Origin of the sequence: Nocardiopsis sp. NRRL B-16309 (genome assembly GCF_001279585.1) — a bacterium.
Classification (GTDB): domain Bacteria; phylum Actinomycetota; class Actinomycetes; order Streptosporangiales; family Streptosporangiaceae; genus Nocardiopsis.
This window is the reverse complement of the sequence record NZ_LGEC01000077.1, coordinates 1-22,203: the sequence shown is the minus strand read 5'-3', so window position 1 is coordinate 22,203 and position 22,203 is coordinate 1. Positions and strand designations below refer to the sequence as shown.

19 protein-coding genes, 1 tRNA gene and 1 pseudogene are annotated in these 22,203 nt (G+C 72.3%); 11 read left to right on the top strand and 10 right to left on the bottom strand.

Going from position 1 to position 22,203, the window contains the following annotated elements; genetic code table 11:
* Positions 1-675 precede the first annotated feature (675 nt).
* A pseudogene (locus tag ADL05_RS32455) lies at positions 676-2,074 on the top strand (polysaccharide lyase family 1 protein).
* Here the strand turns inward: ADL05_RS32455 and ADL05_RS16090 are convergent.
* The 3 genes from ADL05_RS16090 to ADL05_RS16080 form a co-directional block, all read right to left on the bottom strand.
* Positions 2,059-2,913: a DUF998 domain-containing protein gene (locus tag ADL05_RS16090; protein WP_231640770.1), complete on the bottom strand. Its 855-nt coding sequence runs from the start codon at positions 2,911-2,913 to the stop codon at positions 2,059-2,061. The pseudogene ADL05_RS32455 and the gene ADL05_RS16090 overlap by 16 nt on opposite strands.
* A gap of 88 nt (positions 2,914-3,001) precedes the next feature.
* The gene (locus tag ADL05_RS16085; RefSeq protein ID WP_053617795.1) at positions 3,002-3,658 is read right to left on the bottom strand and encodes an ArsR family transcriptional regulator; all 657 of its coding nucleotides are present in this window, start codon (positions 3,656-3,658) and stop codon (positions 3,002-3,004) included.
* 4 nt (positions 3,659-3,662) lie between these two features.
* Positions 3,663-4,508 (bottom strand): MBL fold metallo-hydrolase, encoded by an 846-nt coding sequence (locus tag ADL05_RS16080; RefSeq protein ID WP_053617794.1) that lies wholly within the window; start codon positions 4,506-4,508, stop codon positions 3,663-3,665.
* A 213-nt stretch (positions 4,509-4,721) separates the two neighbouring features.
* Here ADL05_RS16080 and ADL05_RS16075 point away from each other — a divergent pair, with 213 nt between their 5' ends.
* Positions 4,722-5,378 (top strand): dihydrofolate reductase family protein, encoded by a 657-nt coding sequence (locus ADL05_RS16075; RefSeq protein ID WP_053617793.1) that lies wholly within the window; start codon positions 4,722-4,724, stop codon positions 5,376-5,378.
* Between the two features lie 21 nt (positions 5,379-5,399).
* On the opposite strand, the gene ADL05_RS16070 is transcribed toward ADL05_RS16075, so the two are convergent.
* The 3 genes from ADL05_RS16070 to ADL05_RS16060 form a co-directional block, all read right to left on the bottom strand.
* Positions 5,400-5,945: a hypothetical protein gene (locus tag ADL05_RS16070; RefSeq protein ID WP_053617792.1), complete on the bottom strand. Its 546-nt coding sequence runs from the start codon at positions 5,943-5,945 to the stop codon at positions 5,400-5,402.
* 72 nt (positions 5,946-6,017) lie between these two features.
* On the bottom strand, positions 6,018-7,181 hold the full coding sequence (locus ADL05_RS16065; protein ID WP_053617791.1) for an alpha-hydroxy-acid oxidizing protein: 1,164 nt from the start codon (positions 7,179-7,181) through the stop codon (positions 6,018-6,020).
* Between the two features lie 217 nt (positions 7,182-7,398).
* Positions 7,399-9,150 (bottom strand): ABC transporter ATP-binding protein, encoded by a 1,752-nt coding sequence (locus tag ADL05_RS16060; RefSeq protein ID WP_053617790.1) that lies wholly within the window; start codon positions 9,148-9,150, stop codon positions 7,399-7,401.
* Positions 9,151-9,271: 121 nt separating this feature from the next.
* Here ADL05_RS16060 and ADL05_RS16055 point away from each other — a divergent pair, with 121 nt between their 5' ends.
* Complete coding sequence (locus tag ADL05_RS16055) at positions 9,272-9,859, top strand: TetR/AcrR family transcriptional regulator (protein ID WP_053617789.1); 588 nt, start codon at positions 9,272-9,274, stop codon at positions 9,857-9,859.
* A gap of 42 nt (positions 9,860-9,901) precedes the next feature.
* Here ADL05_RS16055 and ADL05_RS16050 read toward each other — a convergent pair whose 3' ends face one another.
* Entirely contained in the window at positions 9,902-10,195 is a 294-nt protein-coding gene (locus ADL05_RS16050) for a co-chaperone GroES (RefSeq protein ID WP_053617788.1), read from the bottom strand.
* A gap of 625 nt (positions 10,196-10,820) precedes the next feature.
* Here ADL05_RS16050 and ADL05_RS16045 point away from each other — a divergent pair.
* The 5 genes from ADL05_RS16045 to ADL05_RS16025 all read left to right on the top strand — a co-directional run bounded on the left by ADL05_RS16045 (position 10,821) and on the right by ADL05_RS16025 (position 15,156).
* On the top strand, positions 10,821-11,240 hold the full coding sequence (locus ADL05_RS16045) for a CBS domain-containing protein (protein ID WP_053617787.1): 420 nt from the start codon (positions 10,821-10,823) through the stop codon (positions 11,238-11,240).
* A gap of 153 nt (positions 11,241-11,393) precedes the next feature.
* Positions 11,394-11,466, top strand: a tRNA-Ala gene (locus tag ADL05_RS16040).
* Positions 11,467-11,786: 320 nt separating this feature from the next.
* Positions 11,787-12,350, top strand: coding sequence for a dihydrofolate reductase family protein (locus ADL05_RS16035; RefSeq protein WP_053617786.1), 564 nt, complete (start codon positions 11,787-11,789; stop codon positions 12,348-12,350).
* Positions 12,351-12,488: 138 nt separating this feature from the next.
* Positions 12,489-12,941 (top strand): hypothetical protein, encoded by a 453-nt coding sequence (locus ADL05_RS16030; RefSeq protein ID WP_053617785.1) that lies wholly within the window; start codon positions 12,489-12,491, stop codon positions 12,939-12,941.
* A 115-nt stretch (positions 12,942-13,056) separates the two neighbouring features.
* A complete protein-coding gene (locus ADL05_RS16025) occupies positions 13,057-15,156 on the top strand; it encodes an ATP-dependent DNA helicase (RefSeq protein WP_053617784.1) in 2,100 nt (699 codons plus the stop codon).
* Positions 15,157-15,271: 115 nt separating this feature from the next.
* On the opposite strand, the gene ADL05_RS16020 is transcribed toward ADL05_RS16025, so the two are convergent.
* Positions 15,272-15,799 (bottom strand): DUF6315 family protein, encoded by a 528-nt coding sequence (locus ADL05_RS16020; protein ID WP_053617783.1) that lies wholly within the window; start codon positions 15,797-15,799, stop codon positions 15,272-15,274.
* Positions 15,800-15,953: 154 nt separating this feature from the next.
* A complete protein-coding gene (locus ADL05_RS16015) occupies positions 15,954-16,301 on the bottom strand; it encodes a hypothetical protein (RefSeq protein WP_053617782.1) in 348 nt (115 codons plus the stop codon).
* A 196-nt stretch (positions 16,302-16,497) separates the two neighbouring features.
* Between ADL05_RS16015 and ADL05_RS16010 the strand changes: the two genes are divergently transcribed.
* Positions 16,498-18,015, top strand: coding sequence for a hypothetical protein (locus ADL05_RS16010; protein ID WP_053617781.1), 1,518 nt, complete (start codon positions 16,498-16,500; stop codon positions 18,013-18,015).
* On the opposite strand, the gene ADL05_RS16005 is transcribed toward ADL05_RS16010, so the two are convergent.
* Complete coding sequence (locus ADL05_RS16005; RefSeq protein WP_082376459.1) at positions 17,967-18,731, bottom strand: glutamate racemase; 765 nt, start codon at positions 18,729-18,731, stop codon at positions 17,967-17,969. The two genes, ADL05_RS16010 and ADL05_RS16005, sit on opposite strands and share 49 nt — an antisense overlap.
* A 443-nt stretch (positions 18,732-19,174) precedes the next feature.
* Here ADL05_RS16005 and ADL05_RS16000 point away from each other — a divergent pair, with 443 nt between their 5' ends.
* Both ADL05_RS16000 and ADL05_RS15995 read left to right on the top strand, forming a co-directional pair.
* Complete coding sequence (locus ADL05_RS16000) at positions 19,175-20,629, top strand: FAD-binding oxidoreductase (RefSeq protein ID WP_053617779.1); 1,455 nt, start codon at positions 19,175-19,177, stop codon at positions 20,627-20,629.
* Positions 20,630-20,757: 128 nt separating this feature from the next.
* Positions 20,758-22,089, top strand: a complete 1,332-nt coding sequence (locus tag ADL05_RS15995) for a cyclopropane-fatty-acyl-phospholipid synthase family protein (RefSeq protein ID WP_053617796.1) — start codon at positions 20,758-20,760, stop codon at positions 22,087-22,089.
* Positions 22,090-22,203: the final 114 nt, after the last annotated feature.

Sequence of the window (22,203 nt, the reverse complement as noted above, 5' to 3'; positions counted from 1 at the left end):
TCGAATCCCCATAGCTCCACGGACTCAGGACGACCCTGCTCGGGGGCCTTCGGCCCCCTCGCCGGGTCGTCCTTCGTGTTTCCCGGGGGGAGACCCCCCCGAACCCCCCGAACCCCCCGAGGCACCCCCCTGCGGCCGGGTCGCGGCGATCGTCGGGGTGGGTGGGGCGCTCTCTTACAACGCGAGGCTGCGCCTCGGGGGTTGTCGTTGTGTCGCCCAGGGTCCACTCGACTCCGAGGCGACCCTGCTCGGGGGACTCCGTCCCCCTCGCCGGGTCGTCTCGTTGTTCCTCCAGGGGGGCGACCCCCGGACCCCCGCTTCTCCGGCGGGCGATCCCGCTCGCGCGTGACGGTCCTCGGTCCCGGACCGGGCGGCTGCTCCCCGTCTGCGGAGGAGGTCCAATCGGTTGCATGCTTCGCGGCACAAAAATCTTCCCCCGATGTGGGATGCCGTCAATCCGCAGTTCACAGCCATGATGTGCGTGTGAAACACGAGGCGCTCTTACAAACGGTTGCATTAACACCCCTTGACATGGAAAGCGCTTTCTCTACTCTCGGGAGTGAGCTACCCCACTCGCTCATCCCCTAGGAGTCAACAGTGAGACGAACCACCACGCGTCGACTCGTGTCGACGCTGGCCGCCGCGGCCCTGGTGACGGCCGGTATCGCCGTGCCGATGTCCATGGCATCGGCGCAGACCGGCAGCGCCACCGGTTTCGCGACCCAGAACGGCGGCACCACCGGCGGCGAGGGCGGTCAGACGGTCCAGGCCTCGACCGGTACCGAGATCCACCAGGCCCTGTGCGAGCGGGCCAGCAGCAGCACCCCGATCATCATCGAGGTCTCGGGAACCATCAACCACGGCAACACCTCCAAGGTGTCGGGCGACAGCTGCGACACCGCCGACGACGTGATCGAGCTCAAGAGGATCAGCAACGTCACGATCGTCGGCACCGGTAGCGGCGCCGTGTTCGACGAGCTGGGCATCCACATCCGGGAGTCCAGCAACATCATCATCCAGAACGTGACCGTCCAGAACGTGAAGAAGTCCGGTTCCCCCACGTCCAACGGCGGTGACGCCATCGGCATGGAGGCCGACGTCCGCAACGTCTGGGTCGACCACGTGACCCTGCAGGCGCAGGGCGGGGAGTCGGAGGGCTACGACGCCCTCTTCGACATGAAGAACAACACCCAGTACGTCACCCTCTCCTACAGCATCCTGCGCGACTCCGGCCGCGGCGGCCTGGTCGGTTCCAGCGAGAGCGACCTCTCCAACGGCTACGTCACGTACCACCACAACCTGTACGAGAACATCGACTCGCGCACGCCCCTGCTGCGCGGCGGCGTCGGGCACACGTACAACAACCACTTCGCGGGGATCGAGAAGTCCGGGATCAACTCCCGGGCCGGGGCCAGCGCGAAGGTGGAGAACAACTACTTCGAGGACTCCAAGGACGTCCTGGGCACCTTCTACACCAACGAGAGGGGCTCCTGGGAGGTCGCCGGCAACGTCTTCGACAACGTGACCTGGTCCAGCGAAGGCGACAAGAACTACCCCGCCGGGCCGAACCCGCAGTCCACCACGTCGGTGAGCATCCCCTACCCCTACGAGCTCGACGACGCCGGCTGTGTGCCGGAGGTGCTGGCCCAGACCGCGGGAGCGGGCACGGGCAACCGCGTCTCGGACGGCGACTGCGAGGCGGCCGACCCGGACCCGACCGACCCCGAGCCGACCGACCCCGAGCCCACGGACCCGGAACCGACGGACCCCGAGCCGACCGACCCGCCGGACGGCACGAACCTCAGCATCGGTGCGGGTGCCGACGGCCATCTCGGTCAAGTGGGACTCCGACACCACGGTCTCCGCCATCGACATCCGCGAGGCGGCCGGGGCCGAGGGCAACATCGGCTCCTGGCAGGTCGTCGAGCACGACACCGGCGAGGTCCTGGCCACCGGCAGCGGAGCGGGCGCCATCTCCTTCGACCCGGTCTCGCTGCGCAAGATCAACTTCGAGGTCACCGGCTCGAACGGCACCCCGCGCGTCGCCGAGTTCGAGACCTACGCCGGCTCCTGACCGGAGCTCCGCCGTCGCCGCGTGGCCGCCATCGGGCGCGGCGGGACCGGTCCGTGGCCGATCCGGCGAACGCGACCGCGACCGGCTGGACACCGACCGGTCCGCCCCCACCCCGGGGCGGGCCGGTCGGCCTTCGCATCTGTGGAGGCCGACCTGTGCCGCGCTCGCCGGACCCGGCGCCCGGCAGGCACGCGTGCGTCGGCGCGGCCGTTCACGACGACCCGGCGCCGAAGGCGAACAGGAACCCCAGCCAGACCAGGCCGAGGATGATCGTCACGCGCTGCACCAGGCCGGCGCGGGCGCTGCACCAGGCCGGCGCGGGGCGCGTCGTTCTCCCAGGCCCGCCCGAAGAGCCCGGTGCCGACCGCGGCCGCCACGCCGACGATCCCCGACCCCCACTGCCAGACCGGGTCCGACAGGGCGAACGCGGCGACCAGCGGCGTTCCGGGCAGGAGCAGGAAGACGACCCCTCCGGCCATGTCGTGGAGCCGGTGCGCGCGGGACTGGTCCTCGGGGGTCGTGTCCGGGGTGCCGGGCGGGTAGCCGCGCATCGGGTCCATCCGGAAGACCCCCGACGCGGTCAGGGCGAGGCCGAGCGCCGCGATGGCGAGGGTGAGCGGCACGCTGCCGAACGCGCCGGGGACGGCGACCGCGCCCGCCGTGATCAGCAGCCCGCACACGAGGAAGTCGGCGGTCTGCACCCACCCCCGGGGGCCGAGGGCCAGGGCGCTGACCGGTTGCCGGACGGGGTGGTAGCCGGGCCGCGTGAGGCCGTCGAGGAGGAAGACGGCGTTGAACAGCCAGGCCCCGGCCGCGCCCGCCCACAGGAGTGCCGTCACAGGGGGAGTTCCGTGTCAGTGACCGTCCGCATGGCAGGCACACTAGAGCGACCGCCCGCCCGTGGCAATGCCCCCGCGGAGGGCGGGATCAGTCGTCGGCCGAGTCGTGGTGGCGCTTCCAGTCGACGTAGCCGCCCTTGAGGCTGCGCGCGCTGCGCCCGGCCTCGCGGAGCAGCCGCACCGCGCGCGGCGAGACCACGCAGTACGGCCCCTGGCAGTAGGCCACGATCGTGGTGTCCCAGGGCAGTTCGGCCCACCGGTCGGCCAATTCGCGTGAGGGCACCGAGACCGCGCCGGGCAGGTGCCCCTCCTCGTACTCCGCGGCCGACCTCAGGTCCACCAGGAGCACCTCGCCGCGTTCGACCATGCCGTCCAGTTCGGCGTGGGTGACCGCGTCGACGCTCCCCTCGGGCCCGAGGTGCTCCTGGATCTCCTGCCGGAGGTCGGGCATCCGCGCCTCGGCGAACTCCTGGAAGCGGCCCAGGAAGCGGGACACCTCGGAGTCGCGCAGTGAGTAGTGGATCCGGGTGCCCTCCCTGCGGGTCGCCACCAGGCCCGCCGCGCGCAGCTGCTGCAGGTGCGAGGAGGTGTTCTTGAGCGGGAAGCCGCCCCGCTGGGCCAGCTCCTCCACCGTGCACTCGCCCTGGTCGAGCAGGTCGAGCAGGCGCAGGCGCACGGGGGCGGACAGAGCCTTGCCCAGGTGGGCCAGGCGTTCGTAGACGGGTGCTTCGGGGAACTCGGTCATGGCCTCACTCGTACTCCGGCAGATCGCCGCGCAGGTAGGCGATGTAGCGTTCGGCACCGCGCCGGACGACCTCCTTGGCGCCGGTGTGGATACTGGGCTCCCACCAGCCGCCGTGGATCGTGTCGAACTCCAGCGGTTCGACGGCGGCCACGACCCGGCGCACGAGCCGTTCGGGCATCGGCAGCCGGTTGGGCGCGCTGAACATGAAGGTGATCCGGTCGCCGCCGGGGGTGACCATGATGGTGTCCCCCGTGAAGAGCGTCCCACGCCCGTCGGCCAGGTGCAGGACCGCACTGCCGGGGAAGTGGCCGCCCGTCTGGACGACGGTCAGGCCGGGCAGCGGCCGGTGCTCGCCGCTCCAGGCGCGCACCCGGTCCGAGGACCGCTGGAGCCAGGACACGTCGGCCTCGGGCAGGTCGATGCTCGCGTCGAAGAGGTCGGCCCACTCCACCGCCGCGCCGTACATGTGCGGATGGCTGGAGGCGACCACGGAGACCCCGCCCAGGCGCTCGACCTCGGCCACGGCGGCCTCGTCCAGGAAGCCCGGCGGGTCCCACAGCAGGTTGCCCGCCTCGGTGCGCACCAGCACGCCCCGGTGGCCCACGCCCACTCCCGGTTCGGCGCCGAGGCCGGTGACCGACTCCTGGACGGGGCGCAGGACCAGGCGCATGCCCTCGGCGGCGAGCTCGGTCCGGGTCGCCAGGCGGTGACCGGTCGGGGGTACCCACTGCCGTTCGTCCTCGCAGAGGGGGCAGGCGGCGGGGGCCGTGGGGGAGGGGTCGAAGTCGGCTCCGCAGGTGCGGCAGACCCAGAAGTCGGCGATCGGTCCGGGTGCGGTGTGGGGGCTCATCGGGTCCGCCTTCTCTTCGTCTAATCTAGCGATCGATAGAATAGAAGAATGGGAGTGCGGTGCGCAAGGCGCGCCTCCGGGGACCGGGGCCGAGGACCCGGACGGGCACCACCGAGGGAGAAACACCGGCCGGGGTCGATGACCGCGAGCGCCGATCGTGGTCTGTAGGGAGAGCGCGGCCGAGAGGGCCGTCCGACATCCCGGGAGATCGACATGCGGCTCAGCGTCCACACCTTCCTCAGCCTCGACGGGGTCATGCAGGGCCCCGGAGGGCGCGACGAGGACACCAGCGGCGGGTTCACCCGTGGAGGCTGGGTCGTACCGTTCGGCGAGGACGAGGTCTTCGAGCGCGTGGTCGGAGGGGAGTGGTTCGCGGCGGCGGAGGAGATCCTGCTCGGCCGCACCACCTTCGAGATGATGCGCGGCTACTGGCCCCAGGTCACCGACCCCGACAACCGCGTCGCCACGGTGCTCAACACCCATCCCAAGCACGTGGTGAGCACCGCGCTCGACGAGGCCGACGCCGGGTGGGGCGACACGTCCGTCATCCCCGGGGACGTCGAGGAGCACGTCCGCGCCCTGAAGGAGCGCCCCGGCGGGGAGCTCCAGGTCCACGGCAGCCGGCGGCTGGCCCGGACCCTGCACCGCGCCGGGCTGGTCGACGTGTTCCGGCTGCTCGTCTTCCCCGTCGTGGTCGGCCAGGGCAAGCGCCTCTTCGACGAGTCCTCGCTCCCGGGCGGCTTCCGGGTCGAGTCCGGCTTCGTCAGCGGCGGGGGCGTGGTCGCCCTGAGCCTGGTCCCCGACCCCTCCGTCGACCTCGGAACGCGGGACGAGTTCAGGGTCGTGGACGGTCGCGAGACCATCGGCTGAGCCGGTGCCCCGGGCGGCACGTCACTCGCGCGGCCGCACCTCGGTGACCTCCTGCAACAGGCCCCAGGTGAAGTCCGCCACGTGGCGCCCGCCCTCCGGGTCGGTCAGCAGCAGCCGCCAGCGCGACGGCGCGGTGCCCTCCAACGGGGTCGAGGGAAGGGCACGGGCGACGTCGTCGATCACGCAGGTCCACGGCCGCAGGTCCCCGATGCCGCGCAGGACGGGCGCGGGCGAGTCCGGCGGCCGCACCAGCCACTCCTGGACCACGGCCCCGCCCGGCGCGGTGACCACCTCGAAGCACAGGTCGGGCCAGAGGGAGAGCGGCCACCGCCGCGCCTCGCACGACAGGTCGCCCACCGCGACGGTCCGCCGCCACGGCGCGGGGCCGAGCACCGCGGCGTGGCGGGCCGGCCCTTGCCTACCCCGGACGGCGGCCTGCCACCGTCGGTTGGCCTCGCGCATCTCCGTGCGCGAGGCCCCCAGCCTCCGGACCGCGTCCTCGACCAGCTCGGGCCGGACGTCGGCCATCCTGCGCAGCAGCACCAGCTGGAACTCACGTTCGCCCATGGTGGGAACCCTAGGGCGTGTGGCGGACGATCGCCCTGTCACACGGCAGCGCGAGCGCCGACCGGACACTCCCTAGCGTCGCGCCACGTCGCTCCCGTCCAGGTCGGCGACGTCGCGGCCCAGCAGTTCCGCGGTGATCTGGAGCTCGGCCAGGAACGAGCGCAGCACGTGCTCCACCCCGGCCGCGCCGTCCACGGCCAGGCCGTAGACCCACGGGCGGCCCAGCAGTACGGCCCGGGCGCCCAGCGCCATCGCGACCGCCACGTCCGCGCCGGAGCGCACACCCGAGTCGAAGAGCACGGTCATCCGCTCGCCCACGGCCTCGACCACCTCGGGCAGCGCGTCCAGGGCCGCCATGGAGTTGTCGATCTGGCGGCCGCCGTGGTTGCTCACGACGACGCCGTCCACGCCGATCCCGGCCAGCTCGACCGCCTCGTCGGCGCGCAGCACGCCCTTGACCAGGATCGGAAGATCCGTCCAGGCGCGCACGCGGGCGATGTTGTCGGTGCTCAGGCCCTTGTCGGCGAACGATCCCAGGAAGTGGAACACGGCCTCGGTGAAGACCCCGCCGGGTTCGGGGTCGTCCTTGAGCCGGGACCGGAAGACCGGGTCGGAGAAGTAGGTGGCGGTGCCCTGGCTGCGCAGGAACGGCAGGTGGCCCCGGGTGAGGTCGCGCGGGCGCCACCCCAGCCGCTTGGTGTCGGCCGTGACGACGATCGCCCCGGCGCCCGCCGCCGTCGCGCGCCGCACGAACGACTCCGCCAGCTCGTCGTCGCCCGGCCAGTACAGCTGGTACCACCAGGAGTCCACCGCCTCGGCGACCTCCTCCATCGGGGTGGAGGAGGCGGTGGACAGCACCATCGGCACCCCGACCGCGTTGACGCCCTCGGCCACGGCCAGCTCGGCGCGCTCGTGGACCTGCTCCAGCACGCCGATCGGCGCGGTGAGCAGCGGGGTCGCGTACGGCGTGCCGAAGAGCGTCACGCCGAGGCCGCCCTTCCCGTCGGCTCCGGGCCGCAGGCTGCGGGGGCGCAGGGCGTAGCGGGAGAAGGCCTCGACGTTGGCCCGGGCGGTGCGCTCGCGTCCCGCGCTGCCCTCGACGTAGCCGAACGGGCCGGGTTCCATGGCCTGTTCGGCCAGATCGCGCAGGCGTTCGTGGTCGTAGGGCAGCCGGGGGAGGACGCCGTTGGTCGCGTCGGCGTAGACGAGGTCCTGGTACTGGGCGAAGTCGCTCATGGTGGCCTCACAGGCGCGGTGCGCCGGGGACGGGAGCGCCCGGTCGGCGCTCGGGGGAGGGACGGCGGACCGGGGTCGCGGGGGCGGCCCGGCGCCCCGGGGTCCTGGAGCCGTTCGCGCCGGCCGGCTCCGGCCGGATCGTACCGCGCCCCCGGTCGTCCGGGGAGGGCACCACGGGATACGCCGCTCGTGACGGACGGCGTCCACGGAACACGCCCTAGGAGACCGGCTCCGTGTCGGCGGCCGCGGGCGCGAGCCGTTCGGCGCCACCGATGCGCAGGGCCGAGATCAGCTCCCGGTAGAGCGCGTCCGTCGCCAGCAGCTCCCCGTGCGTCCCCGTGGCCCGCACCCGCCCCCGGTCCAGCAGGACGATCCGGTCGGCGTGGATCACCGTGGACAGGCGGTGCGCGATGGTCACCACGGCCGCCCGGCCGGCGTGGCGGCGCACGGTCTCGGTGACCGCCGCCTCGGTGATGGCGTCCACCTGCGAGGTGGCCTCGTCCAGCAGCAGGACGTCGGGAGTGCGCAGCAGGGCCCGGGCGAGGGCGATCCGTTGGCGCTGGCCGCCGGACAGGGAGGTGGCGTCCAGCGGCGTGTCCAGCCCCTTCTCCAGCGCGTCGACCTTCTCGGCGAGGCGGACCTCGTCCAGCACCCGGCGCACCTCGTCGTCCGTGGCGTCGGGGTTGGTGAACAGCAGGTTCTCCCGGATGGTGCCGGGCACCACGGGCGCGTCCTGCTCGACGTAGGCGAACCGCGCGCGGATCTCCTGCGGCGACCACTCGCGGTAGGGAGCCCCCTCCAGGGCCAGGTGGCCGTCCTCGGGTTCCAGGAAGCGCAGGAGCAGGGAGAAGACGGTCGTCTTCCCCGCACCGGACGGGCCCACGACGGCGGTGTGGCCGCGCCGGGGGACGGCCAGGTCCACCCGGTCCAGGGCGGGCTCGGCACCCGGCGCGTAGCGGGCGGTGACCCCGCGCAGCTCCACGACCGGACCGTGGGCGTCCACGGCGGGGGAGCGGCCCCCGCGGGAGTCGGCGACCGGTTCGAGCGGGATCGACTCCACGTCCCGGATGCGCCGCGCGGCGGCGATGCCCGACTGCAGGGCGGTCACGCTCTGGGAGAGTTCCGTGACGGGGGACATGAGCGTGAACGCGTACAGCAGGAAGGCGATGAGCGTGGACACCACCATCTCGCCGGACCCGACGCGCAGCGCCCCCATGCCGAGGATCGCGATGATGGCCAGCTGGATGCCGCCGAAGGCGATGGTCCAGGCGACCGCCTCACGCCTGACCGAGCGGATCCCGTGCCCGGCCGCGTCCTGGGCGTGGCCGAGGATCCGCGCGCCGAGGCGGTCCTCGGCGCGGCTGACCTTGACCGTGCGCAGGGCGCGCAGGGACCCCTCCAGGATCCCGCCCATGAGCCCGAGGGAGTTCTGCGCCTGCTCCTGGGCCCTGGCGATGGAGGGCATCAGGGTGAGGAAGAGGAGGGTGACGACGAGCACCGCGGTGAGCGTGACGCCCAGCAGGACCAGGTCCAGCACGCCCATCATGACCAGCGTTCCGACGAGCAGCACGCCGCCGTTGACGAGGCTGATGATGCTGCTGGAGGCAGCCTCGCGCAGCAGGACGGTGTCGGAGGTGGCCCTGGTGACCAGTTCGCCGGACGGGCGGCGGGACAGCGGGACCAGGGCGGCGCGGAAGTAGCGGCGCACGAGAGAGGTGCGCGCGTCCAGGACGACCTTCTCCGCGACGGTGCCGAGCACGATCCAGTGCCAGACGCCGAAGACGGAGCCGAGGACGAACAGGCCCAGGAGCAGCGCGACGGGCACCGCCAGGCCGCCCGCCTCGGAGACGGTGTCCAGGACGAGTTTGATCACCATCGGGTTGGCGAGTTGGAGCGCCGAACCGAGCAGGGCCAGGAGCAGGCTCAGCGCGAGTGCGCGGCGGTGCGGCCGCACGAACGACCAGAGCACGCGTGTCTGTGCGAAGCGAACAGGATCAGTGGTTGCCGTATATGGACCTGTCATGGGTAGAAGTAGGTCATAGGTGACCGATTTTTGTCAAGCAAAGACCGACAAGATTAGGATGGCGCGTATGGCGAAGAGCGTGACGGCAGAGGAAGAGACGAGGACGCGCGCCCGGACCCGTCGGGCGATCCTCGAAGCGGCGGTGCGGGTGTTCGGCGACAACCCCAAGGCGCCGCTGTCCGAGGTGGCCGAGACCGCGGGCGTGGCCCGCAGTACCCTGCAGCGCTACTTCCCCGAACGCGCGGACCTGACCTGCGCGCTCGGCGACTACGCCGACGAGCTCATCCGGGAGGCCACCGAGCGGGCGCGTACCACCGAGGGCACGGCGCTGGAGGCGTTCTCACGCCTGGCCGCGGAGTACTTCGCGCTGCAGAGGGTGGTCATGCTCGCGTTCGGCAACGAGGACCACACCGAGCCGCCCTCGGAGGAGGAGTGCGGGCCCGCGGACCTGGCCGTGTTCGATCTGGTGGAGCGGGGCCACGAGGAGGGGACGATCGACCCGAGGATCACGCCGCTGTGGGCGCAGCAGCTCCTGTGGGCCGGGCTGTACGCCGGTTGGTCCTACGTGGCGGTCGCGCGCGTGCCCGCCTACGAGGCGCTCAACATGTGCCTGCTGTCCCTGGTCAAGGCCGTGTCGAGGGAGCAGTCCGGCTGAGCGGCGCGGGGAGGAGCGCCCCGGGCGCCTCGGGGCGCGGGCTCACAGGTAGAGGCCGGTGCCCCGCTCGGGGGCCTCGTTGGCCACGGCGTGCACGTCGCGCTCGCGCAGGATGACGTAGCGCTCGCCGTTGAGTTCGACCTCGCCCTGCTCCTCGGGGTCGAAGAGCACGCGGTCGCCGGTCTTGACGTGCCGGGCGCCGGTCCCGGCGCCGCAGACCTCGCCCCAGGCGAGCCTGGTGGCCAGCTTCACCGTGTCGGGGATGACCAGTCCGGCACTGCTGCGCCGCTCGCTCTTGTCCGGGACCGACTTCACCAGCAGGCGGTCGTGGAGCATCTGGATTTCAAGCTTGGATTCGGGCACCACTCCAGGGTATTCGGACCGGAACCCGACTATCGACCGGACCGCGATGGACGACCCACTCCCGGGTTCCGGTAGAGTATTGCCATCGCCGAGCGGGGGAACCGCCCGGCACACCTCGAATCCCCATAGCTCCACGGACTCAGGACGACCCTGCTCGGGGGCCTTCGGCCCCCTCGCCGGGTCGTCCTTCGTGTTTCCCGGGGGGAGACCCCCCGAACCCCCCGAGGCACCCCCTGCGGCCGGGGTCGCGGCGATCGTCGGGGTGGGCGGGGCGCTCTCTTACAACGCGAGGCTGCGCTTCGGGGGTTGTCGTTGTGTCGCCCAGGGTCCACTCGAAGACGGGACGACCCTGCTCGCGCTGACGCGCTCGCACGGGCCGTCTCGTCTTTTCTTCTGGGAGCGAGACCCCGGACGCCCGCCGCTCCGAGACGACTCTGCTCGCGCGTCCTCGCGCTCGTCGGGTGTCTCGTCGTTTTCCCAGGACGACGCCGGAACGCGGTGCTCGGACACTGTCGGTTCCCGGGATCGGTCCATGTTTCAGCGGGCGGGGATCGGCTAGGGGACGCAATGGGACCCAGTCGAGAGAAGGGGGAAGGACATGGCCAGGACCGTGGCGGACGTGATGACGAGCCCTGTCCGGACGATGGCCCCGGAGGCGACGCTGCGCGAGGTCGCCGAGGTGATGCGCGAGTCCGACGTGGGCGATGTGATCCTCGCCGAGGGAGACCGCCCCGTGGGCGTCGTGACCGACCGCGACATCGTCGTGCGCTGTCTGGCCACCGGGGGCGACCCGGAGACCCAGAACGCCCGTTCGATCTGTAGTTCGGCCATCGTGAGCGTGCCGCCGCAGAGCGGCGTCTCCGACGCGGTGCGCAAGATGCGCGACGACGCCGTGCGCCGCCTGCCGGTGGTGGAGAACGACCACCTCGTGGGGATCGTGACCATGGGCGACCTCGCCGTCGAGACCGATCGGGAATCCGCGCTGGCCGACGTCAGCGCAGCCGAACCCAACCGCTGACCGGACCGTCCCGCGCACGGCACCGCCCGTGCGCGGGGGCGACCGGCCGGTCGGGGCGACCGTACCGGGAGGTCGGGGAGCTCACACGATCCCGGCTCCGGCCTGGTCAGCCCACGCCCTCCCTTCCGGTAGACTCTTCCCGTTGCTTCACGCGGGGCTATGGCGCAGTTGGTAGCGCGCCTCCATGGCATGGAGGAGGTCTGGGGTTCGAATCCCCATAGCTCCACTCGAAGACGGGACGACCCTGCTCGCGTTGACGCGCTCGCACGGGTCGTCTCGTCGTTTCTCCTGGGGGGCGCCCCCCAGACCCCCGCGTCTCCGAGACGACCTTGCTCGGGGGACTCCGTCCCCCTCGCCGGGTCGTCTCGTCGTTTCCGGGGCCGTCCACGGTGTGGGCGGCCTTCGTGCCGTCCGGAGCCCGGCCCCGGAGGGCGCCGGACGGCCGTCGACGACCCGCGCGAAAAAAAGTTCTCCCGACGTGTCGAATACGGGTCTTCCCGTTCGACGAGTGGGGGAAAGCGGCCCACAAGAACCTGGGAGAACATCATGCGCACCCTGATCATCAGTTCGTTCGTGTCCGTCGACGGCGTCGTGGAGGCCCCCGGCGGCGAAGCCGGCTACCGCAACGCCGGTTGGACCTTCAACGCCCTGGAGATGGACGAGAAGGCCTTCGAGATCAAGGGGCGTGAGCAGCAGGAGGCGGGCGCACTGCTGCTGGGCCGTCGCAGCTACGAGGCGTTCGCGCCCGTGTGGCCCACGATGGAGGAGTTCGCCGAGTACAACGCGATGCCCCGCTACGTCGTGTCCACGACGCTCGCCGAGGAGGACCCGCGCTGGCCCGCCACGATCCTGCGTTCGCTCGACGACGTGGCCGCGCTCAAGCGGACCGAGGGCGGCCCGATCATCGTGCACGGCAGCGGCGAACTCGGCGCGGCCCTGGCCGACGCCGGGCTGGTCGACCGCTACCACCTGCTCGTCTACCCCCTGCTCCTCGGCGCGGGCAAGCGCCTGTTCAGCGAGACCGACAAGGACCTGACCAAGCTCGACCTGGTCGAGCACGCCGTGTACTCCAACGGCGTCCAGAAGCAGGTCTTCGACGTCGTCCGCTGAAGGACCCTCCGGTAGCGGATCCTTCGGGCCCGAGCCGGCCGGACCCGTCCGGCCGGCCCCGGTCCACGCGGGGAACCGGTTCCACGGTGGGAGCGTCAAAGCAGACATAACCCCAAACACGAGACATCCGGGGGCGTTATGCGCAGTCTGTGGAACCTGATCTCCCTCCCGCTCTTCCAGCGCCGCGACGAACCGGCGTCCTCGATGACCTGTCGGCGCTGCCGGAACACGGATCCGGCCCCCGGCCGCGTGCCCGCTCCGGCCCCCGCCGCTCCGCGGTCGGTCCGGGAGCCCTTCTCGGCCGCGGAATGGGACGAGGTGGTCCGGGCCGCCGCGATCGACAAGGTCGAGCAGGTGCTGGCCGACAGCTACGCGCTCCTGGCCGAGCAGACGCCCCTCCGGCCCGCCGATTCCCCGGACCTGGCGCACGTGCGCCGGATCCGCGCGGTGCTGACCGTGCTCGCCGAGGACCTGGGGCCGCGCGGGCGTGCCGCGCGGCCCGACCAGCGCGACTGGATCGACTCCGAACTGCTGCCCGCCGTACTGCGGGCCGAGGCCGAGATCGGCAGCGTGGTCGCCGACTCCCGCTGAGGCGTGGCCGCGTCCGCGAGGTGAGGACGGGCCGGGCCGCCCGGGGCCCGGCTTCGTCCGCGATCGGCCTGTGGACGACGCCGATGCTGTCCTCCCCGGCCGGTACTGTCGATGCGTGGCAGATCTTCCCGACGTTCCCACCCTCCTCGACGCGGCCGTCCGCTCCCTGGGCGGCACCCGCCGTGAGGGCCAGACAGAGATGGCCGGCGCCGTGGCCGACGCGGTCGACCGACGCGAGCACCTGGTGGTCCAGGCCGGTACCGGCACCGGCAAGTCCCTGGCCTACCTCGTACCCGCGGTCAGACACGCCATGGCCCACGAGACCACCGTCGTGGTCTCCACCGCCACCATCGCGCTGCAGAACCAGCTCATCAACCGGGACCTGCCGCGCCTGGCCGCCGCGCTCGCTCCGCTGCTGCCCCGGGAGCCCACGTTCGCGGTGCTCAAGGGCCGCCGCAACTACCTCTGCCGCAACCGCCTGCAGACCGCCGACGACGAGGCCGAGGACAGCGAGCTGTTCGACCCCCGCCAGCTGTCCTCCCTGGGCCGACAGGTCGCCCGGCTGCACGAGTGGTCCGAGGAGACGGACAGCGGCGACCGCGACGAGCTGGTGCCCGGCGTCAGCGACCTGGCCTGGCGGCAGGTGTCGGTGGGCGGCAACGAGTGCGTCGGCGCGCGGGTGTGCGCCTTCGGCCAGGACTGCTTCGCCGAGTTCGCCCGCGAGGCCACCCAGGGCGTGGACATCGTGGTCACCAACCACGCGATGCTCGCCATCGACATGTCCCAGGGCCACCACCTGCTGCCCGAGCACAACACGATCATGATCGACGAGGCCCACGAACTCGTCGACCGCGCCACCTCCGTGGCCACCGGGACGCTCACAGAGCGCTCCGTCGGCACGGCCGCCAAGCGGGCCGCTCGGCTGGTCGAACCGGGTATCAGCGAGCGCCTCACCGAATGCGCCGACGGGCTCGCCCTGATGTTCACCGACGCTCCCGACGGGCGCCTCGACCACATCGACGACGGCCTCGCGGGGGCGGTCGCGGCGGTCCGCGACGCCGCCTCCGCCTGCGTCACCGCCATCGGCCCCTCCCCGGGAGAACAGGACCCGGACTCCGCCACGGACCGCAAGCTGGCCCTGGCCGCCCTCGGCGAGGTCCACGACACCGCCGTGCGCGTCCTGGAGTCCTTCGAGCCCGCGCTGCGCGACCGCACCGACATCGTGTGGCTCACCAAGGCGCCGTCCCGGCCGCCCTCGCTCAGCGTCGCCCCGCTCGCCGTGGGCGGACTCCTGCGGGAGAAGCTCTTCGGGGACCGCACCGTCGTGCTCACCTCCGCCACCCTCACCCTCGGCGGCTCCTTCTCCGCGCTGGCCCACCAGTGGGGCCTGGGCCGCGAGGTCGCCGAGGAGGCCGCGGCCGCCCTGGCCCCGCGACCGGAGTCCGCCGCCGACACCGACACGAACTCCGGCGACGACAAGGCCACCGGCGACGACGCCGAGGACGGGCCGCACCGCGCCGCCGGGGAGCCGCGCTGGCGTGCCCTGGACGTCGGTTCGCCCTTCGAGCACGCCCGCAGCGGCATCCTCTACGTGGCCAAGCACCTGCCCCCGCCCGGCCGGGACGGGCTCGCCGACGCCTACCTCGACGAGATCGCCGAACTCATCGAGGCGGCCGACGGGCGCACACTCGGGCTGTTCTCCTCGATACGGGCGGCCCACCAGGCCACCGACGCGCTCCGGGAGCGCCTGGAACACCCCATCCTGTGCCAGGGTGACGACTCCACCGGTCAGCTGGTCAGCCGCTTCGCCGACGACGAGCGCGCCTGCCTGTTCGGCACGCTCTCGCTCTGGCAGGGCGTCGACGTCCCCGGGCCCTCACTGTCCCTGGTGATCGTGGACCGGATCCCGTTCCCGCGCCCGGACGACCCGCTCGCCTCGGCGCGCCAACGCGCGGTGGGCGCGCACGGGGGCAACGGCTTCCTGGCGGTCGCGGCCACCCACGCGGCGCTGCTCCTGGCCCAGGGCACCGGGCGGCTGCTGCGCTCGACCGACGACCGCGGTGTCATCGCCGTCCTGGACCCGCGTCTGGCGACGGCGCGGTACGGGGGATTCCTGCGCGCGTCGCTGCCGCCCTACTGGGGCACCACGGACCCGTCCGTGGCGCGGTCCGCGCTGCGCAGACTCTCCGGCCGGGTCACACCCGAACCGGCTTAGAGAGTCTCCCACCGGGGCGACGTGCGGCGTTCGGCCCCGGTGCTGCCGCGCGAGCGCGGAGGCGTGCGGAGAGGCGGCCCGGCGGACGCGGGCCCGGAACGCTGCGTCCGGAGGTCTACCCGCGGGTGCGGTAGCCGAAGAGGCGCACCGCGTACCCCGGGGTCTTCTCGTCCTCGGACTCCTGGATGTACCAGCGGTCGTCGTGGTCGCCGACCAGAAGCTCGTTCCACATCATGTCGATGAGTTTGAGCCGCGAGACCACCGAGGCCTCGGGGTCCAGCACGATCGAGTAGGCGTGATCGGTCAGCCGCTGGGTCACCATGCCCACGGACTGCCCGTCCCAGATCGCCGGGACCGGGGCGTGGCCGATGTCGACCCCGCACAGCCGTAGCTGCTCCACCTCTTCGTCCAGTGCCTCGGCGGCCAGGGCGCCGTCCAGCCGGAGGGCGTCCTCCAGCTCGTCGCGCTCCTCGTCGGCCCGCAGGTAGGCGTGGTAGGTGCGGTAACCGCACGCACGGCACTTGCGCCACACGACACACCGGGCCAGACCGTAGGCGGACTGCGCCTCGCCCACGCTCTGGTAGTCGCTCACCACGCGCTTCATGCCGCATTCGCAGCACAGGGCTGTGAGATCCTGCTTCATCAGCGTCCCCCTCCCAGGCGAGTATGCGACGGAATGCCCCTGTGAGGGAACCCGTTCGGAGAGGAAGTCGCGGCAAGGTGTCGTCATCAATGCCCAAAATGACGCGGTCGCGGGTTTCGGGCAGCACACGGGCGCGGGGCGGACGTGTCCGGACTCACTCGTCCAGGGACAGTCCCCGCTTGTTGCGCGCGCTCCAGTCACGCATGCGCTGCGGGTACCCGACGATCTGGACGTCGTAGGCGGGGGTGGCCAGGTTCCGCGCCACCTTGCGGATGACGTCCGGTGATCCGCACCTGCGGCGGATCCACTCGCCGTCGGTGGCCACGGCCACGGCGGTGGTCGTCGTGGCGAAGGTTTCGGGCTCGACGAAGAACTCCACGCCCACCCGGCTCTTGGCGAACTCGATCAGCGCCTTGATGTCCGAATCCTCGGACGCCCGGTCGAAACGCGCCTTGCCCTTGCGGTTGGCCTTGCGGAGTCCGAAGCGGTCTCGCCATCCCATCGGTGTTCCAGTCCCTCTGTCGCGGCTCGCGGAACCCCGCCGGGGGCACCATCGGTGGAACAGAGTCTATCGGTCCGCGTCCACCCCGGATCGGCCGCTCAAGCCCAGCGCCGCAGCGGTTTCCCGCGTTCCCCGGACAACTCCGTCACCACGCTGCTACGTTCTGTTTCCACACGGTAGTACAGGGGGAGAGAACATGCCGATGTGGACATGGGCGGGAGAGACCGGACGCCGTCTGCGGGCCGCGGGCCAGGAGGAACTCGCCGACGCGGTGACGAGCCTGCCCGTCCTCGCCGAGGCCGGGGAGACGGTACGGGTGGAGGCGGTGGCCCGCTCGGCGCTGCGCCGGGCGCGGCGCCTGGTCGCCGAGGCGGGCGAGGCCGGGGCCCCGGCGGTCCTCGGGCAGGCGACACTGCACTACTTCGCGCACTGGCCGCTGGCCGTGCGGACCGGGGCGCTCGCCGAGGGGAGCCGGGCGCTCGACCAGGCCGCGGCGGCGGCCGCCGAGGAGCCCGACCCGCTCGCGCACGGTCCGCTGCCGGTCTCGGCCCTGCACACGCTGGTCGCCTGCCACGCCAACGTCGACTCCCGGGGGACGACCGACCTGCGCCGGGAACTGCTGTCGGCCCGGCGGCTGGCCGGGTGGGAGCGCACACCGGCCTGGCCCGCGTTCACCCTCGCCCGGGTGAACCTGCTCGTGGACGAGGACGCGCCCGACCGGGCCGAGGCCGAACTGCGCCGCTACGAGCACACCGCCACGGGCGCGGCCCTGTTCGGTGCCGAGGGAGTGCTCACCCTGGTGCGCGCGCTGCGCCACCAGGACAAGCACACCGAGGCCCTGGAGGCGCTCGACCGGATGGAGGCCGAACTCTCGCTCGGCGAACCGGTCGACCCGCGCCGCACGGCCCTGCGGCGCACGATCCGCTTCGAGCGGTCCCGCCTTCTGTCCTGGCTGGCGCGCATCGGCGCCTGCGACCCGCGCGAGGCCATCACGGTCCTGCCCACCGTCGAGGAGGCCGAGGCCTTCCCGCGCCTGCGCCCCGCGTGGACCGAGTCCGTGGAGAACCTGGTGTCCCTGGGCTCGGTCCGCAACGACTGGCGGCTGGGCGTGCGCGTCACCACCTGGTCGCGCTACTTCGAGCGGGTCGGGGCGCCCCGGCGCGGCGCCGAACTCGCCCTGGCCGCCACCCGCCTCGCCACCGGGCGCGGCGCGCACTGGGTGGCCTCCTGCTCCGCGCAGCGGGCGGAACGCCTCATCGGCGAGCTGACCCGGACCGAGGAGATCTTCGGCGATCTCGCGGAGGCCCGCGCGCTGGTCGGCGGCATGCCCCCGGTCCAGCCGCTCGCCCCCGCGGACCGGATCCTGGAGTTCCTGCGCGCGCAGCCCGTCGAGGAGATCAACCCCGAGCAGCAGGCCGAACAGGTCAACGCGGCCCTGGCCGCGATGCCCCACGACACCCCTCTGCTGGCCGCCCTCGGCCAGGTCGGCCGGACGCTCATGCTCTCCGACGCGGCCACCGCGCCCCAGTGGCGGCACGTCCGGGAGCAGCCGGGCGACCAGCGCGCGGCGCTGTCCCTGCTGGAGACCCTGCTGCACGACAACGACACCGCGGGTGTGCGCACCCTCGTGCGCACGCTCGCCGCGGGCGCGCTGAGCGGTGACGACTACAGGGCGGAGGTCGGCGCGGCGGCCAGCGCGCGACCGGCCGGATAGGCCAGGGCGGCGGCGGGCATCGGCGCGGGACGGCCACCGGCCAGGACGCGCACGGTGCCCGCCGTGTCGCCGAGGGGGACGTCGCCGATCCGGCGCAGCGTCTGGGCCGCCACCGCGTCGGCGGCGCTGTACAGCGACACGTCGCCCAGCGCCTCGGTGATCCGCGCGCCGACCAGGTCGTAGTGCGTGCAGCCGAGCACCACGCCGCGTACCGCGGGGGTCAACCCGGCGGCGTAGTCCACCGCCTCCGCGAGCGCCGCGGGATCGGCCGACTCGACGGCCTCGGCCAGACCCGCGCAGGCCACGGGGGTGACGTCCACCCCGTCCGCGAACGTCTCGATCAGACGGCGCTGGTACCGGCTCCGCGTCGTGGCCACGGTGGACCACACCGCGATCGGTCCGCCCGCGGCGGCCGCGGGCTTGATCGCCGGCACGGTCCCGATCACGGGCACCCCCGGCTCGAACTCGGCGCGCAGCGCGTCCAGTCCGTGCACCGACGCGGTGTTGCACGGCACCACGACCGCGTCCGCCTCCGCGCCCCGTGCGGCCCGCGCCCCGGCCAGGAGCCGACCGATCACCTCGTCCGACGTCCGCAGCCCCCAGGGCATGTGGTCGGGATCCATGGACAGGACCAGATCGGCGTCGGGCCGCGCGGCACGCAGGGCCGCGGCGGTGGAGAGCATGCCGATTCCGGAATCAATGAGAACGATGCGCACGAACCCCGATCCTAGCCGGACCGCTCACCGGGCCCGCTGATCTCGCGGTCCCCGGCCACATGCATCGAGGTTCCCGGCCACATGGACCGTGTCTCCCGTCTACGCGCATCGCGGTCCCCGTCTACGCGCATCGCGGTCCCCGTCTACGCGCATCGCGGTCCCCGGCCACACGCATCGTCGTGGTTCACGGCACAACCGGCACGGGAATCCCACGGCTCCCTGGAGAAACCGCAGGCCCGCCGTCACCACCGTCCCCATCTCTTCGTTCTTCGGTCAAGACACGTCACAAATGGGGTGGCACAAGACCGTTACCGATAGGTAGAACTGAGGGGATCGGCCCGTCCCGGCGCGTGTGGCAGTGCCGGGCAGGCAGTGCCGGACCGAGGTCCGGTGCCGGCTGATCCACCTCGTGCGTCACTCGTGCCGACACTGGAAGAGCTGGGATGACACCTCACCAACAGGGAACGAGCAAGCGCGCCCCCGCCGGAGCGCGGTCCGGCTTCGCCGAGCACATCGCGGCGGTCCAGCGTGTGCGCCGCGACTTCCGGGCGCTTCCCGAGGGCGCCCCCGTCCGGCTCGCCAAGCCCACGTCCAACCTCTTCCGCTTCCGGGAGCCCTCCTCGGCCCCCTCCCTCGACGTGTCCGCCTTCTCCGGCGTCATCTCCATCGACCCGGTGGAGCGCCTCGCCGACGTCGGCGGCATGACCACCTACGAGGACCTCGTCGCCGCCACGCTCCCGCACGGACTGATGCCCACCGTCGTACCGCAGCTGCGCACCATCACCCTGGGCGGCGCGGTCACCGGGCTCGGCATCGAGTCGTCCTCCTTCCGCAGCGGCCTGCCCCACGAGGCGGTCCAGGAGATGGAGATCCTCACCGGCTCGGGCGACGTCGTGACCGCCACACGCGACAACGAGCACAGCGACCTCTTCTACGGGTTCCCCAACTCCTACGGCACCCTGGGCTACAGCCTGCGCCTGCGTATCGAGCTGGAGCCGGTCTCCGCCTACGTCAACCTCCGCCACCTGCGCTTCTCCGACGCGGGCGAGTGCATGGACGCCCTCGCGCGGATCTGCGCCGACGCCGAGCACGACGGACAGCCGGTCGACTTCGTGGACGGGGTGGCCTTCGGCCGCGACGAGCTCTACCTCACCGTCGCCCGCTTCACCGACCAGGCGCCCTGGGTGAGCGACTACACGGGCAACGACGTCTACTACAAGTCGATCCCACGCTACTCCGGCAACGGGCCCGGCGACTACCTCACCACCCACGACTACCTGTGGCGCTGGGACACCGACTGGTTCTGGTGCTCGCGCGCCTTCGGCACGCAGCACCCCCTGGTGCGGCCGCTGTGGCCCCGCGCGCTCAAGCGCTCGGACGTCTACCGCAGGCTCGTCGCCTGGGACCGGCGCACCGACTTCTTCCGGCTCCTCACCCACTACCGCGGCAAGCGGCCCCAGGAACCCCTCATCCAGGACATCGAGGTCGGCGTCGAGCGCGGCGCGGAGTTCCTGGACTTCTTCCACTCCGAGATCGGCATGACGCCGGTCTGGATGTGCCCGCTCAAGCTCAGCGAGCCGCGTCGGCCAGGCCACGGCGGGGACGGCGAGCACGTCTGGCCGCTCTACCCCCTGGAGAACGACCGCCTGTACGTGAACTTCGGTTTCTGGGGTCTGGTCGACATGCTCCCCGGCCAGCGCCGGGCCCACCACAACCGCAGGGTGGAGGAGGAGGTCGCCCGGCTGGGCGGCCACAAGTCCCTGTACTCCGACGCCTTCTACACCGAAGAGGAGTTCTGGAGCCTCTACAACGGAACGGCCTACGCGGGCCTCAAACAGGCCTACGACCCCGGGGGGCGCCTCCTGGATCTGTACGCCAAGTGCGTGGGCAACCGCTAGCGCGCGACCGCCGGCCGGGGCCCGCAGCCGGAGCACACCGGGTCGGGCGGCCGAGCACACCGCAGGAGACCAGCAGCGGGAGGCGACCCGACGGGATGGGCCGCATCCACGAGAGGAAGGACGAGAGCATGCGGCTTGCGGAGATCTTCGAGAGGGTCGTCGGCCCGGACGCCCCCATCCGGTTCACCGCCTACGACGGCAGCCGAGCGGGGGATCCGAACAGTGACGTCGCCCTGCACGTGCGGACGCCGGTGGCGGTGAACTACCTGGCCCAGTCACCCAACGCCGTCGGCCTGGCCCGGGCGTACGTGTCCGGCCACCTCGATCTCGAAGGGGACATGTACAGCGCCCTGCGCAGAATGTCGGACTTCGCCTTCGCGGAGGGCGTCAACCTCTCCGCCCGCGACATCCCCGGGATCGTGCGGTCGGTGGGCTGGGTCAAGTTCGTCAACCGGGTGGCCCCGCCGCCGCAGGAGGTGACGCAGGGCCGGCTCGCGGGCCTGGGATGGCGCCACTCCAAGCGGCGCGACGCCGAGGCCATCCACCACCACTACGACGTGGGCAACGACTTCTACGAGCTGGTCCTGGGCCCGTCGATGACCTACACCTGTGCCGTCTTCGACGAGGCCGACGCCGCGCCGGAGCGCGTGGGCGAGTCGGCGGGCGGGGCGAAGGGCTCGGCCGGGGAGGGCGGCAAGCGGGCGCTCGGCGCGCTGGAGAGCGCGCAGTTCCGCAAGTACGAGCTGGTCTCGCGCAAGCTCGGCCTCCGCAGGGGCATGCGCCTGCTGGACGTGGGCTGCGGCTGGGGCGGCATGGTCATGCACGCGGCCCGCGAACACGGCGTGCGCGCCCTGGGCGTCACCCTGTCCAAGGAGCAGGCGGAGTGGGCGGCCAAGCGCATCGCGCAGGAGGGCCTGACGGAGCTGGCGGAGGTCCGCCACATGGACTACCGGGACGTGCCCGACGCCAGCTACGACCGCATCAGCTCCATCGGCCTGACCGAGCACGTCGGCGCCCGCAACCTCCCGTCGTACTTCGACTCGCTGCACGCCAAGCTCGTCCCCGGCGGCCGGTTGCTCAACCACTGCATCACCCGCCCGCGCAACGACCTCAAGCCGATGGACACCAAGGGCTTCATCAACCGGTACGTCTTCCCCGACGGCGAACTGGAGGGGCCCGCCGAGATCCAGCTCGCGATGAACGACGCCGGTTTCGAGATCCGCCACCAGGAGAACCTGCGCGAGCACTACGCCCTGACCCTGCGCCACTGGAGCGCGAACCTGGACCAGAACTGGGACGAGGCCGTGGCCCTGGTCGGCGAGGGCACCGCCCGGGTGTGGCGGCTCTACATGGCCGGCTGCGTCCTGGGCTTCGAGCGGGACGTCGTGCAGCTGCACCAGATCCTCGGCGTGAAGCTCGACGGCGCCGACGCCCACATGCCCCTGCGCCCGGAGTTCTGACGCGCCGGAGGGGCCGCGCCGGAGGCGTCGGTTGAGGGTGCCCCTTCCTCGCGAAGCGCCCCCGGGGTGGTGGCGGGTGACGGTGGGGGTCTCTGCGCCGGAGGCGTCGGTTGA

Bases quoted from the DNA above. Each gene is read 5' to 3' on its own strand.
- ADL05_RS16030 (WP_053617785.1), top strand. From the start codon at position 12,489: ATGCGCAGTCTGTGGAACCTGATCTCCCTCCCGCTCTTCCAGCGCCGC.
- ADL05_RS16035 (WP_053617786.1), top strand. From the start codon at position 11,787: ATGCGCACCCTGATCATCAGTTCGTTCGTGTCCGTCGACGGCGTCGTG.
- ADL05_RS16015 (WP_053617782.1), bottom strand. From the start codon at position 16,301: ATGGGATGGCGAGACCGCTTCGGACTCCGCAAGGCCAACCGCAAGGGC.
- ADL05_RS15995 (WP_053617796.1), top strand. From the start codon at position 20,758: ATGCGGCTTGCGGAGATCTTCGAGAGGGTCGTCGGCCCGGACGCCCCC.
- ADL05_RS16000 (WP_053617779.1), top strand. From the start codon at position 19,175: ATGACACCTCACCAACAGGGAACGAGCAAGCGCGCCCCCGCCGGAGCG.
- ADL05_RS16010 (WP_053617781.1), top strand. From the start codon at position 16,498: ATGCCGATGTGGACATGGGCGGGAGAGACCGGACGCCGTCTGCGGGCC.
- ADL05_RS16050 (WP_053617788.1), bottom strand. From the start codon at position 10,195: ATGCTCCACGACCGCCTGCTGGTGAAGTCGGTCCCGGACAAGAGCGAG.
- ADL05_RS16085 (WP_053617795.1), bottom strand. From the start codon at position 3,658: ATGACCGAGTTCCCCGAAGCACCCGTCTACGAACGCCTGGCCCACCTG.
- ADL05_RS16045 (WP_053617787.1), top strand. From the start codon at position 10,821: ATGGCCAGGACCGTGGCGGACGTGATGACGAGCCCTGTCCGGACGATG.
- ADL05_RS16075 (WP_053617793.1), top strand. From the start codon at position 4,722: ATGCGGCTCAGCGTCCACACCTTCCTCAGCCTCGACGGGGTCATGCAG.
- ADL05_RS16055 (WP_053617789.1), top strand. From the start codon at position 9,272: ATGGCGAAGAGCGTGACGGCAGAGGAAGAGACGAGGACGCGCGCCCGG.
- ADL05_RS16080 (WP_053617794.1), bottom strand. From the start codon at position 4,508: ATGAGCCCCCACACCGCACCCGGACCGATCGCCGACTTCTGGGTCTGC.
- ADL05_RS16070 (WP_053617792.1), bottom strand. From the start codon at position 5,945: ATGGGCGAACGTGAGTTCCAGCTGGTGCTGCTGCGCAGGATGGCCGAC.
- ADL05_RS16065 (WP_053617791.1), bottom strand. From the start codon at position 7,181: ATGAGCGACTTCGCCCAGTACCAGGACCTCGTCTACGCCGACGCGACC.
- ADL05_RS16020 (WP_053617783.1), bottom strand. From the start codon at position 15,799: ATGAAGCAGGATCTCACAGCCCTGTGCTGCGAATGCGGCATGAAGCGC.